The 12,346-nt window shown below is 63.7% G+C and carries 10 protein-coding genes and 4 tRNA genes; all 14 read right to left on the minus strand.

Annotation, left to right across the window (positions count from 1 at the left end):
* Positions 1–23 precede the first annotated feature (23 nt).
* Positions 24–4,178, minus strand: coding sequence for a DNA-directed RNA polymerase subunit beta (gene rpoB, locus POS15_RS14210; RefSeq protein ID WP_019186120.1), 4,155 nt, complete (start codon positions 4,176–4,178; stop codon positions 24–26).
* Positions 4,179–4,474: 296 nt separating this feature from the next.
* Positions 4,475–4,843, minus strand: coding sequence for a 50S ribosomal protein L7/L12 (gene rplL, locus POS15_RS14215; protein ID WP_019186119.1), 369 nt, complete (start codon positions 4,841–4,843; stop codon positions 4,475–4,477).
* Between the two features lie 62 nt (positions 4,844–4,905).
* The gene (gene rplJ, locus POS15_RS14220; RefSeq protein WP_019186118.1) at positions 4,906–5,439 is read right to left on the minus strand and encodes a 50S ribosomal protein L10; all 534 of its coding nucleotides are present in this window, start codon (positions 5,437–5,439) and stop codon (positions 4,906–4,908) included.
* Between the two features lie 387 nt (positions 5,440–5,826).
* Positions 5,827–6,525 carry a 50S ribosomal protein L1 gene (gene rplA / locus POS15_RS14225; protein WP_019186117.1) on the minus strand — a complete coding sequence of 233 codons (699 nt, stop codon included), beginning with the start codon at positions 6,523–6,525 and terminating at the stop codon, positions 5,827–5,829.
* A 4-nt stretch (positions 6,526–6,529) separates the two neighbouring features.
* Complete coding sequence (rplK, locus tag POS15_RS14230; protein WP_019186116.1) at positions 6,530–6,958, minus strand: 50S ribosomal protein L11; 429 nt, start codon at positions 6,956–6,958, stop codon at positions 6,530–6,532.
* Between the two features lie 243 nt (positions 6,959–7,201).
* Positions 7,202–7,762, minus strand: coding sequence for a transcription termination/antitermination protein NusG (gene nusG, locus POS15_RS14235; RefSeq protein ID WP_019186115.1), 561 nt, complete (start codon positions 7,760–7,762; stop codon positions 7,202–7,204).
* A 10-nt stretch (positions 7,763–7,772) separates the two neighbouring features.
* Complete coding sequence (secE, locus tag POS15_RS14240) at positions 7,773–8,180, minus strand: preprotein translocase subunit SecE (RefSeq protein WP_019186114.1); 408 nt, start codon at positions 8,178–8,180, stop codon at positions 7,773–7,775.
* A gap of 44 nt (positions 8,181–8,224) precedes the next feature.
* Positions 8,225–8,300 (minus strand) — tRNA-Trp (locus POS15_RS14245).
* Positions 8,301–8,402: 102 nt separating this feature from the next.
* On the minus strand, positions 8,403–9,593 hold the full coding sequence (gene tuf / locus POS15_RS14250) for an elongation factor Tu (RefSeq protein WP_019186113.1): 1,191 nt from the start codon (positions 9,591–9,593) through the stop codon (positions 8,403–8,405).
* A gap of 41 nt (positions 9,594–9,634) precedes the next feature.
* A tRNA-Thr gene (locus POS15_RS14255) sits at positions 9,635–9,710 on the minus strand.
* 47 nt (positions 9,711–9,757) lie between these two features.
* Positions 9,758–9,831: transfer RNA gene (locus POS15_RS14260), tRNA-Gly, on the minus strand.
* 28 nt (positions 9,832–9,859) lie between these two features.
* Positions 9,860–9,945 (minus strand) — tRNA-Tyr (locus tag POS15_RS14265).
* Between the two features lie 138 nt (positions 9,946–10,083).
* Positions 10,084–11,094, minus strand: coding sequence for an isoaspartyl peptidase/L-asparaginase (locus tag POS15_RS14270; RefSeq protein WP_284128336.1), 1,011 nt, complete (start codon positions 11,092–11,094; stop codon positions 10,084–10,086).
* 109 nt (positions 11,095–11,203) lie between these two features.
* A complete protein-coding gene (locus POS15_RS14275; protein ID WP_284129651.1) occupies positions 11,204–12,160 on the minus strand; it encodes a cyanophycinase in 957 nt (318 codons plus the stop codon).
* Positions 12,161–12,346 lie beyond the last annotated feature (186 nt).

Genomic DNA, 12,346 nt, shown 5'->3' on the forward strand with positions numbered 1-12,346 from the left:
CCGGGGCAGCCGCGCCTGCGCGATCAGTTGCCGTCCAGTTCCATGTTGATGGCCAGCGAGCGGATTTCCTTCACGAGCACGTTGAAGGATTCCGGCATGCCCGCGACCATCTCGTGCTCACCGTCGACGATGTTCTTGTACATCTGGTTGCGGCCCTGCACGTCATCGGACTTCACCGTCAGCATTTCCTGCAGGGTGTAGGCCGCACCGTAGGCTTCCAGCGCCCAGACTTCCATTTCACCGAAGCGCTGGCCACCGAACTGCGCCTTGCCGCCCAGCGGCTGCTGGGTGACGAGCGAGTACGGGCCGGTCGAACGGGCGTGCATCTTGTCGTCGACCAGGTGGTTCAGCTTCAGGTAGTGCATGTAGCCCACGGTGGTGTGGCGATCGAATGCCTCACCGGTGCGGCCGTCATACAGCTGGGTCTGGCCGCTCAGCGGCAGGTCGGCCAGGGCAAGCATGTGCTTGATCTCGGCTTCCGTCGCACCGTCGAACACCGGCGTTGCCATCGGCACGCCGTCGGTCAGGTTGGTGGCCAGGCGCAGCAGCTCCTCGTCGCTGAACTGGGTCAGGTCGACGTGGTTGGCGTGCTGGGTCTTGTCGTGGTTGTAGACGTCGTCCAGGAACTTGCGCAGGTCGTTGATCGCGGCCTGGGCTTCCAGCATGCCCTGGATCTTGCGACCCAGGCCCTTGGCGGCCCAGCCCAGATGCACTTCCAGAATCTGGCCGATGTTCATACGCGACGGCACGCCCAGCGGGTTCAGCACGATGTCCACGGTTTCGCCCGAGGCCATGTACGGCATGTCTTCGACCGGCACCACGTTGGAGACCACACCCTTGTTGCCGTGGCGGCCTGCCATCTTGTCACCCGGCTGGATGCGACGCTTCACGGCCAGGAACACCTTGACCATCTTCAGCACGCCCGGGGCCAGATCATCGCCCGCGGTGATCTTGCCGCGCTTGTCGGCGAAGCGACGCTCGAATTCCTTCTCGTGCGCCTGGATCTGCTTCTGGGCGCGTTCGATGGCTTCGGAGGCGTCCTCGTCCTTCATGCGCAGCACGAACCAGTCAGCCTTCTTCAGGCCGTCCAGGTAGGCGTCGGTAACGGTGTCGCCCTTCTTCAGGTTGGCACCGCCGTTGACCACCTTGCCCACGATCTGCGAACGCAGACGGGCGTAGATGGCGCCTTCCAGGATGCGGAACTGGTCGTCGAAGTCCTTCTTGACGCGCTTGATTTCAGACTCTTCGATCTGACGGGCGCGCTTGTCCTTCTCGATGCCATCGCGGGTGAAGACCTGCACGTCGATGACGGTGCCGTCCATGCCCGGCGGCACGCGCAGCGAGCTGTCCTTCACGTCCGAGGCCTTCTCGCCGAAGATCGCGCGCAGCAGCTTCTCTTCCGGGGTCAGCTGGCTTTCGCCCTTCGGGGTGACCTTGCCGACCATGATGTCGCCGGCGCGGACTTCGGCACCGATGTACACCACGCCGCTCTCGTCCAGGCGGTTCAGGGCCTGCTCGGAGACGTTCGGGATGTCGGCGGAGATTTCCTCCGGCCCCAGCTTGGTGTCACGCGCAACGCAGGTCAGCTCTTCGATGTGGATCGTGGTGTAGCGATCCTCTTCCACCACGCGCTCGGAAAGCAGGATGGAGTCTTCGAAGTTGTAGCCGTTCCACGGCATGAAGGCGATCAGCATGTTCTGGCCCAGGGCCAGTTCGCCGATGTCGGTGGACGGACCGTCAGCCAGCACGTCGCCACGCGCCACCACGTTGCCCACTTCCACCAGCGGACGCTGGTTGATGCAGGTGTTCTGGTTGGAGCGGGTGTACTTGATCAGGTTGTAGATATCCACGCCGGCGTCGGTCGCGTCGGTGATCTCCACTTCGTTGACCTTGACCACGATGCGGCCGGCGTCGATCTGCACGATCTCGCCGCCACGACGGGCGTTCACGGTCACACCCGAGTCACGGGCCACGGCGCGTTCGATACCGGTACCCACCAGCGGCTTCTGGGCACGCAGGGTCGGCACGGCCTGACGCTGCATGTTGGCGCCCATCAGTGCGCGGTTGGCGTCATCGTGCTCCAGGAACGGGACGAGCGCGGCAGCGATCGACACGGTCTGCATCGGCGAGACGTCCATGAAGTGGACTTCCGCCGGCGGCTTGAGCAGCGACTCACCCTGGAAGCGGCACGGCACGAACTGCTCGGTGAGCATGCTCTTGGCATCGGTCAGGGCGTTGGCCTGGGCGATGACGTACTCGTTTTCTTCGATGGCCGACAGGAATTCGATCTCGTCGGAGACCTTGCCGTCGGCAACCTTGCGGTACGGGGTCTCGAGGAAGCCGTACTGGTTGGTGCGGGCGTACACGGCCAGCGAGTTGATCAGGCCGATGTTCGGGCCTTCCGGCGTTTCGATGGTGCAGACGCGGCCGTAATGGGTCGGGTGCACGTCGCGCACTTCGAAGCCGGCGCGTTCGCGGGTCAGGCCGCCCGGGCCCAGGGCCGAGACGCGACGCTTGTGCGTCACTTCCGACAGCGGGTTGTTCTGATCCATGAACTGGGACAGCTGCGAGGAGCCGAAGAACTCCTTGATGGCCGCAGCGACCGGCTTGGCATTGATCAGTTCCTGCGGGGTCAGGCCTTCGGATTCGGCCATCGACAGGCGTTCCTTGACCGCGCGCTCGACGCGGACCAGGCCCACGCGGAACACGTTCTCGGCCATTTCACCGACCGAACGCACGCGACGGTTGCCCAGGTGATCGATGTCATCGACCACGCCGCGACCGTTGCGGATCTCGGTCAGGACCTTGATCACGTCCAGGATGTCGGAGGTGTCGGCGTGCTCGGCGACCAGGCGCTTGGACTCTTCGTCGTTGCGCTCACCGAAGTACTTGCGGTCGTACAGCACGGCTTCGCCGGTGACTTCCTTGCGGCCGACACGACGGTTGAACTTCATGCGGCCGACCGTGGACAGGTCGTAGCGCTCGAAGGTGAAGAACAGGTTGTGGAACAGGTTCTGCGCGGCGTCCTTGGTCGGCGGCTCGCCCGGACGCATCATGCGGTAGATCTCGACCAGGGCTTCGAGCTGGGTCTTGGTCGGATCGATGCGCAGGGTGTTGGACAGGTACGGGCCACGATCCAGATCGTTCACCCACAGGGTGCCCACGGCATCCACGCCGGCCTTGCGGAAGGCCTGCAGCTGCTCGTCGGTGATTTCGTCGTTGGCCTGGGCCAGCAGTTCGCCGGTGTTCGCATCGACCACGTCGTGCGACAGGATGCGGCCGACCATGTACTCGTCCGGCACGGCCAGGGCAGCGATGCCCGAGGCTTCCAGCTGCTTGACGTGGCGCGCGGTGATGCGCTTGCCCGCTTCCACGATGACCTTGTCACCGTCGGCCAGGTCGAAGTTCAGGGTCTCGCCACGCAGGCGCTCGGAGACCAGCTCCAGCTGCACGCCTTCATCGGGGTTGATGTGGAACGTGTTGATCTCGAAGAACTCGGCCAGCATCTCTTCGTTGCTGTAACCCAGCGCACGCAGCAGGATCGACACCGGCAGCTTGCGGCGACGATCGATACGGGTGAACAGGGCGTCCTTCGGGTCGAACTCGAAGTCCAGCCAGGAGCCGCGGTACGGGATGATGCGGGCGCTGTACAGCAGCTTGCCCGAGCTGTGGGTCTTGCCACGGTCGTGGTCGAAGAACACGCCCGGCGAACGGTGCAGCTGCGAGACGATCACGCGCTCGGTACCGTTCACGATGAAGGTGCCATTGTCGGTCATCAGCGGGATTTCGCCGAGATAGACTTCCTGCTCCTTCACGTACTTGATGGCCTTGGTCGACGACTCGCGGTCGTAGATCACCAGGCGCACGGTCACGCGCAGCGGCGCGCCGTAGCTCATGCCACGCTGGCGGCACTCGCGCTCGTCGAACACCGGGTCGCCGAGCTTGTAGCCGACGTATTCCAGGGCGGCATTGCCGCTGTAGCTGGAAATCGGGAACACCGACTTCAGGGCCGCATGCAGGCCGTGGTCCGTGCGCTTGGCCGGATCGACGTTTTCCTGCAGGAATTCACGGTAGGAATCGACCTGGATGGCAAGCAGGAACGGCACTTCGAGGATCGAGCGCTGCTTGCCGAAATCCTTGCGGATACGCTTCTTTTCGGTGAACGAATAAGACGTCATGAGGTATCACCTTGGCTGTGCGGATCGTGCGTCCACGACCCGAGGGGAAACTGAAATTGTCAGTTGGAAGTCGCTGGTATTGCCGGCACCAGCACGCCTTCTCCCGCTACTTCCAACTGCCAACTCGTCTGCATCCACTCCCCTGCCCGCGCGCTTGTGCGCCGCTGTGACGGGGGATGACCGCAGCCCGTGTTGGGCTCGTACTTCGGGTGTTGCGTGAAACGACCAAAGGCCGGGGGCTTACGCCCCCAGCCTTGGCTGCATCGCCGTGTTTCGATGGCGAGGCAAGGAACTGCTTACTTGACTTCGACAGTCGCGCCAGCAGCTTCCAGGTCCTTCTTGAACTTGGCAGCGTCGTCCTTCGAAGCGGCTTCCTTGATCATGCCGCCAGCTTCTGCCAGATCCTTCGCTTCCTTCAGGCCCAGGCCGGTGATGGCGCGGACAGCCTTGATGACTTCGACCTTCTTGTCGCCGGCCGACTTCAGGATGACGTCGAATTCGGTCTGCTCTTCAACAGCGGCAGCCGGGCCAGCAGCAGCAGCTGCGGCGACCGGAGCAGCGGCGGAGACGCCGAACTTCTCTTCGATGGCCTTGACCAGCTCCATCACTTCCATCAGGGACTTCTCGGCGATGGCGTCGACGATCTGTTCGTTGGTAAGGGACATTTTGATTACCTTTGGATAATTTTCTGGGTTGAGGTTCCGTTCGGAACCACGGAAACGTCGACTCAGGCGGTTTCGGCGACCGGCTCGGCAGCGTCAGCGGTTTCACCGCCATCCTGCTTGTCGGCCACGGCCTTGACGGCGCGGGCGAACATGGCAGCCGGCTCGGACAGGACGCGGGCCAGCATGGCCAGGGCCTGATCACGGGTCGGCAGCGAGGCCAGCACGTCGACATGACCGGCCGGGAACAGTTCCCCGCCGATGGCCACGACTTTTGCCTGCAGCTTGTCGTTGGTCTTGGCAAAATCCTTGATCAGGCGACCGGCTGCGCCGGGCTCCTCGAGCGAGAACGCGTACAGCAGCGGACCGACGAGTGCGTCTTTGGCGCATTCGTATTCGGTACCTTCCACTGCACGTGCCGCCAGCGTGTTCTTGACAACTTTCAAGAAAACGCCGGTTTCGCGTGCCTGCTTGCGCATCGCGGTCATCTGGGAGACCGTGGTGCCAGCGTATTCGGCTGCGATCAAGGAGTGAGCCTTGGCGGCGACGTCTGCCAGCTCGGCGACTACTTCTTGCTTCTGGGACAGATTGAGAGCCATTGCACTCCTCCAATTGAACTCCGCTTACGGCTCCTGCCGTGTGCGGTCCTGGGCGGCATCCGTCCTGGACGCCGGGAACATCAGGTGATGTTCCAAGGGTGGGCCGTTCTAGACCTGGATGGCCAACCTGGGAGAACCCAGACGTGCGTAAACCAGAAAAACTCCAGAAGGGCACCATCTACGCAGGGTGATTCCCGGGGGAATCGATTAAGCGTTCGGTACTGCGCCGGCGGCGACTCCCTGCCAATGCGAGCATCCCTGCCCGTCGCCGGTATGTACTGACCGCGCCTGCGGTCTTTGACGGCTATCTTCGCGGGGCGGACCCCACTCGGATTGCCTTCAAATATCGCGGATACCGGACCGGAGCCCGGTACCCGCTTGAAACGATTACTTCAGCGACAGCGACGACTGGTCGACAGTGACGCCCGGGCCCATCGTCGAGCTGACCGAAACCTTCTGCAGGTAGGTGCCCTTCGAGGTGGCCGGCTTGGCCTTGATCAGGTCCATCAGCAGCGCCTGCAGGTTCGACTTCAGCGCGTCTTCGGCGAAGTCGGCCTTGCCGATGGTGCAATGGATGATGCCGGCCTTGTCAGTGCGGTAACGCACCTGACCCGACTTGGCATTCTTGACGGCTTCGCCCGGGTTGGCCGAGACGGTGCCGACCTTCGGGTTCGGCATCAGGCCGCGCGGGCCGAGCACGGTGCCCAGCTTACCCACGACGCGCATGGCATCCGGGGTCGCGATAACGACGTCGTAGTTCAGATCGCCGGCCTGCATCTTCTCGGCCAGATCGTCCATGCCAACGGCTTCGGCGCCAGCGGCCAGGGCTTCGTCAGCCTTGGCACCGGCCGGGGCGAAGACGGCAACGCGCACGCTCTTGCCGGTACCGGCCGGCAGCACGGTGGAACCGCGCACCTGCTGGTCGGACTTCTTGGCGTCCACGCCCAGGCGCACAGCAACGTCGAAGGACTCGACGAACTTGGCCTTGGTAGCGGTCTTCAGGATCTTGATGGCGTCCTCGAAGGCATATGCCTTGCCCGGGACGACGGCGGCCTTGATGGCCTTCTCACGCTTGGTCTGTGCCATCTTCTTAACCCTCTACCACGAGGCCCATGGAACGGGCAGAACCGGCGATGGTGCGCACCGCGGCATCCAGATCGGCAGCCGTCAGGTCTGCTTCCTTGGTCTTGGCGATCTCTTCGAGCTGCTTGCGGGTCACCTTGCCCACCTTCTCGGTGTTCGGACGCTTGGAGCCCGACGAGATGCCTGCAGCCTTCTTGAGCAGCACGGCAGCCGGGGTGCTCTTGGTGATGAAGGTGAAGGTACGGTCCGAGTAGGCCGTGATGATGACCGGCACCGGCAGACCCGGCTCCAGCTTCTGCGTGGCGGCATTGAAGGCCTTGCAGAATTCCATGATGTTCAGGCCACGCTGACCCAGCGCAGGACCGACCGGCGGCGAGGGGTTGGCCTGACCGGCCTTCACCTGCAGCTTGATATAACCGACAACTTTCTTTGCCATGAGTATGCTCTCCGGGTGCTAGCGCCTTGCGACAACAGGCTCCCCATCGGACCGGGAATCACGCGTCCCGGCATCGCGTTTTGAATTCACGCAGAAGGCCACCTTGCGGCGGCCCTTGCTTTTTGCCAGCTTCCTGGCAGGAAGCCGCGCACTATATCAGGTTTTTTCTTCCCCTGCCGCATGGCAGAGGGTACCGGGCTGTTCAGGTTCCGGGCGGCCGCCCGGAACCCACTGCCCTCAGGCTCAGACGGCCTTTTCGACCTGGCCGAACTCGAGCTCGACCGGGGTGGCACGACCGAAGATCAGCACCGAGACGCGCAGACGGCTTTTCTCGTAGTTGACTTCCTCGACCACGCCGTTGAAATCGTTGAACGGGCCTTCGGTGACGCGGACCATCTGGCCCGGCTCGAACAGCACCTTCGGACGCGGCTTTTCGACACCTTCCTGAACGCGGTCCAGGATGGCGGCAGCTTCCTCGTCACGGATCGGCAACGGACGGTCGGCGGTGCCGCCGATGAAGCCCATCACCTTGGACGTATCCTTCACAAGGTGCCAGCTTTCGTTGTCGATGCGCGGAATGCCGTTTTCTTCGTGGGTCTCGATCTGGACCAGCACGTAACCCGGGAAGAACTTGCGCTCGGAACGGCGCTTCTGGCCGGCGCGCATTTCAACCACTTCCTCGGTCGGGACCAGGACGTCACCGAAGCGCTCCTGCATCTCGTCACGCACGATGCGATCGCGCAGAGCCTGCGCCACCGACTTTTCGAAGCCCGAATAGGCGTGAACGACGTACCAACGCTTCACTGGTTTCTCCTTATCGACCCAGGAACCACTGGGTCAATTTCTGAATCACGAAGTCAAATCCGCCCAGCAGCAGGCTGAGGATGATCACCACAACGATCACCACCCAGGTCATGCGAATGGCTTCCTGGCGCGTCGGCCAGACCACCTTGCGCAGTTCGAAACGCGATTCGGAAAGGAATTCCCGCGTGTCGCGACCCTTGCCGGTCAGCAGGAACACGCCGAGGCCGGCCACCAGGCCAACGACAACGGCCAGACCGCGAAGCGGACCGGCCCATGCACTCTGTGAGGCGTGCTCAGGAGCACCGAACCAATACCAAGCAAAAAGACCCGCCAGCACGAGGATCGCTGCGGCGGCGTACTTGACGATGTCACCTCCAGTGGAGGCGTTGTCTTTGGAATGCTCGATCTTGCTGTTCATCCGGCTCTGGCTGCTGTGGCGGCATAGCCGCTGGAAGGGAGAAGTGGCACGCCAGGAGGGACTCGAACCCCCAACCTGCGGTTTTGGAGACCGCTGCTCTGCCAATTGAGCTACTGGCGTACTGAAAAAACTTGCCTTCCCTAAGACGGCGAAGGCGGACCGAGGTTCCCGGCCCGCCACTCGCGAGACCGGCAGCGCAATGCAACCGCCGGTATAACGCTGTTACTCGAGGATCTTGGAGACCACGCCGGCGCCGACGGTACGACCGCCTTCACGGATGGCGAAGCGCAGACCTTCGTCCATTGCCACCGGGTTGATCAGGGTGACAACCATCTTCACGTTGTCGCCCGGCATCACCATTTCCACACCTTCCGGCAGTTCGCAAGCGCCGGTGATGTCGGTGGTACGGAAGTAGAACTGCGGACGGTAGCCCTTGAAGAACGGGGTGTGGCGGCCGCCTTCATCCTTGGACAGGACGTAGACTTCGGCGTCGAACTTGGTGTGCGGCTTGATCGAACCCGGCTTGGCCAGGACCTGGCCACGCTCGACGTCGTCACGCTTGGTGCCGCGCAGCAGCAGACCGGCGTTGTCACCTGCCTGACCCTGATCCAGCAGCTTGCGGAACATTTCCACGCCGGTCACGGTGGTCTTCTGGACCGGACGGATACCGACGATTTCGATTTCTTCGCCGACCTTGATCACGCCGCGCTCGATACGACCGGTCACCACGGTGCCGCGGCCCGAGATCGAGAACACGTCTTCCACCGGCATCAGGAAGGGCTTGTCGACGTCACGCTCCGGGGTCGGGATCCAGCTGTCGAGAGCTTCGACCAGCTTGATCACGGCCGGCACGCCGATCTCGCTCTGGTCGCCTTCCAGCGCCAGGCGGGCCGAACCCGAGATGATCGGGGTGTCGTCGCCCGGGAAGTCGTACTTGCTCAGCAGCTCGCGGACTTCCATTTCAACCAGTTCCAGCAGCTCGGCGTCATCGACCATGTCTGCCTTGTTCAGGAAGACGACGATGTACGGCACGCCGACCTGACGCGACAGCAGGATGTGCTCGCGGGTCTGCGGCATCGGGCCGTCAGCAGCGGAGCAGACCAGGATCGCGCCGTCCATCTGGGCAGCACCGGTGATCATGTTCTTGACGTAGTCAGCATGGCCCGGGCAATCGACGTGGGCGTAGTGACGAACGGTGGATTCGTATTCGACGTGCGCGGTCGAGATCGTGATGCCACGCGCCTTTTCTTCCGGCGCGGCGTCGATCGCGGAGTAGTCCTTGAACTCACCGCCAAAGCGCTCGGCACCGATCTTGGTCAGTGCGGCGGTCAGCGTGGTCTTGCCGTGGTCAACGTGACCGATGGTGCCGACATTGACGTGCGGCTTGGTGCGCTCGAACTTACCCTTGGCCATGGCTGCTTATCTCGAAATCGTCTGAATTGGTAGCACTTAGATGGTGCTCACGAAAGGAATCGAACCTTCGACCTCCTCCTTACCAAGGAGGTGCTCTACCGACTGAGCTACGTGAGCGAGTTTTGTATTATGGCACGAATTTGAATATATTCAAATTCATTCAATGGAGCGGGAGACGGGGATCGAACCCGCACCATCAGCTTGGAAGGCTGAGGTTCTACCATTGAACTACTCCCGCATCGGAAGCTCTTGCCACAACATGAAACTGGTGGAGGGAGGTGGATTCGAACCACCGAAGGCGTAAGCCAGCAGATTTACAGTCTGCCCCCGTTGGCCGCTTGGGTATCCCTCCTTACCACCCTGTCCCGTGGCGCCGAAGCGTTTTCGGTGTGGGGTGGAAGAGCCGTGAATTTTGGGGATAAACGGGGGTTCTGTCAACAACCTTTTTGAATTTTTTCACACGAATTTCGAATTGCCTTGCCGGGACAGGCTATTGGCCCGGTAACGGCAGGGTTTCGCTGGCGAAGATCGCCACATGCGGCACGCCATCGGCGCCGATCCAGCCGCGATACATGCCCTGCGTGTTGAACGGTGTCGCCACGCGGCCGTCGGCCGCGAGTACGATCGCACCGCCATCGCCCCCGAGCGCGGGAATGCGCTCGTTGATCACCGCGCGTCCCGCCTCCTCCGGGCCCTGCTTGAGGTAGCGCATGCGCGCGCAGATATCGTGCGCGGCCGCGGTGCGGATGTAGTACTCGCCCCAGCCCGTGCCCGATACCGCACAACCGGCATCGGCATACGTGCCGGCACCGATGATCGGCGAATCGCCGACACGTCCGTAGCGCTTGTTCGTCATGCCACCGGTGGAGGTTCCTGCAGCGAGCCTGCCGTCCTTGTCGAGTGCGACCGCACCCACCGTTCCGAAGTGGCGCGCCGTTTCCAGATCCGCATGGGCCTGGCCGCTGGCTTCTTCCTTGAGAGCCTTCTGCAGCTGCTGCCAGCGCTTGTCGGTGCGGAAGTACGACGGGTCCACCAGGGTGATGCCCTGGTCCGTGGCGAAGGCTTCGGCGCCCTGCCCGACCATCATCACGTGCGGGGAATGCTGCATCACGGCCTCGGCCAGCAGGATCGGGTTGCGCACGCGCTGCACGCCGGCCACCGCGCCGGCCTTGAGGGTGGCGCCATCCATCAGCGAGGCATCCAGTTCGTTGCGGCCATCGTGGGTGAACACCGCGCCCCTGCCTGCATTGAAGGTGGGATCGTCCTCGAGCACGGTGATCGCCGCGGTCACGGCCTCCAGCGCCGGCTTCCCGGCTGCCAGGGCGGCATGCCCCTTCACCAGGGCCTGCTGCAGGGCCGCGCGCGCCGCCTTTTCCTCGGCCGGCGATAGATCCTTGCGCTCCACGCCGGCGCCGCCATGGATGACCAGCACCGGTTCGGCGGCATGGACAAGCGGGCTCAGCAGACACAGGGACAGCAGCAATGCGCGTGGACGGGACATGGGCAACGCACTCGGATCCGGAGGTGCCCGCATCATGGCATGCGCCACGGATCACCCGCGCGCGTGACCCGCACGCGACAGCGCCCGCACGCCCCCGGCGTGCGTGGGTCTACGGGTGCAACTGCAGGCGGCCTTCCCGGATATCGGCCGTCATCCGGAAGGCAGCATCGTCCACCCGGAAGCCATCCAGATGCAGGCGGCTGCCCTCCCCCACCCCGGTCACCGGAATGGCGCGGAACTCCAGCGGGCTGCCGCCGCGCAGGCGATCGGCGGCGCGCTGCGGCATCACCAGCCAGGCGTAGCCGCCGTCCCGACTGAACACCTGGCCGGTGCCGTCCGCCTCCACGCACAGCGCGGTGTCCTCGTCCACGCCCAGGCCGACCATGTCCTGCTGCCCGCTGCGCTGTGCCGCCCGGGCCACGAACACGATCAGGCGCCCGAGCCGGTCGCGCTTGCCGAAATGGGTATCGGTGACCACGTTGGCCAGGTACGGCATGGCCAGGAAATCACTGTCCAGGGTCACCGCGCTGCCCATGGGGTCGCGCAGGGCACGACGGGAGGTGACGCTGCCACCATCCATCGCGCCATAGCTGTAGCCGCCCAGTATGGCGAGCCCGGCGCTGGTGCCGGCGATCGGCCGGCCAGCACGTACATGTGCGTTGAGCGCCTCGTTCACCGCCGTGCCTTTCCAGAAACGGATATAGCGCGACTGGTCGCCGCCGGCGATGAAGATCGCATCGGCGGCGGCGATCACGCCCAGCACCGCGGGGTCATCGGCTGCACGCCGGCTGTTGAACACCAGGGTCTGGACCGAGACCGCCCCGCCGACGTCCCGGTACAGGCGGTTCTGCAACTCATCGGCGCCGGAAGCGCGCAGGATCACCACCCGGCCGTGGCCGGCGCGCCCCAGCCACCATTGGAAGGCGGCGGGCACCCACTCGCCGCCGCCCATCAGCATCATCGCCGGCTCGGTGCGGGCTGCCCGGGGCGCGCCCACCGCACCTATCTCGTAATAGCGATAGCCCGGGTCCTGCAGGCTGCGCATCCCTTGCGCGTGGCCGGGCATCGAGAGCGCTGCCAGCAGCAGCGACAGGAAGGCGTGGAGCGGCCGGAAACCCTTGTGCACGTTGACCTCCCTGAATGAAACGAGGGTGTAAGCGCTTCCACTCTTTGCCAGAGAAATTGGCAGTGGTCAACCCCGTAAAAAAGGCGTTAAATGCGCGCCGTCCATTCGCGAAATGTGAATGGGGGA

It is taken from the genome of Stenotrophomonas sp. BIO128-Bstrain, assembly GCF_030128875.1.
In the GTDB taxonomy this organism is placed as follows: domain Bacteria; phylum Pseudomonadota; class Gammaproteobacteria; order Xanthomonadales; family Xanthomonadaceae; genus Stenotrophomonas; species Stenotrophomonas bentonitica_A.

What these genes read in the sequence shown, in the direction of transcription:
- rpoB (WP_019186120.1), bottom strand. Translation starts at nt 4,178, where the DNA reads ATGACGTCTTATTCGTTCACCGAAAAGAAGCGTATCCGCAAGGATTTC.
- rplL (WP_019186119.1), bottom strand. Translation starts at nt 4,843, where the DNA reads ATGTCCCTTACCAACGAACAGATCGTCGACGCCATCGCCGAGAAGTCC.
- rplJ (WP_019186118.1), bottom strand. Translation starts at nt 5,439, where the DNA reads ATGGCTCTCAATCTGTCCCAGAAGCAAGAAGTAGTCGCCGAGCTGGCA.
- rplA (WP_019186117.1), bottom strand. Translation starts at nt 6,525, where the DNA reads ATGGCACAGACCAAGCGTGAGAAGGCCATCAAGGCCGCCGTCGTCCCG.
- rplK (WP_019186116.1), bottom strand. Translation starts at nt 6,958, where the DNA reads ATGGCAAAGAAAGTTGTCGGTTATATCAAGCTGCAGGTGAAGGCCGGT.
- secE (WP_019186114.1), bottom strand. Translation starts at nt 8,180, where the DNA reads ATGAACAGCAAGATCGAGCATTCCAAAGACAACGCCTCCACTGGAGGT.
- tuf (WP_019186113.1), bottom strand. Translation starts at nt 9,593, where the DNA reads ATGGCCAAGGGTAAGTTCGAGCGCACCAAGCCGCACGTCAATGTCGGC.
- POS15_RS14270 (WP_284128336.1), bottom strand. Translation starts at nt 11,094, where the DNA reads ATGTCCCGTCCACGCGCATTGCTGCTGTCCCTGTGTCTGCTGAGCCCG.
- POS15_RS14275 (WP_284129651.1), bottom strand. Translation starts at nt 12,160, where the DNA reads ATGCCCGGCCACGCGCAAGGGATGCGCAGCCTGCAGGACCCGGGCTAT.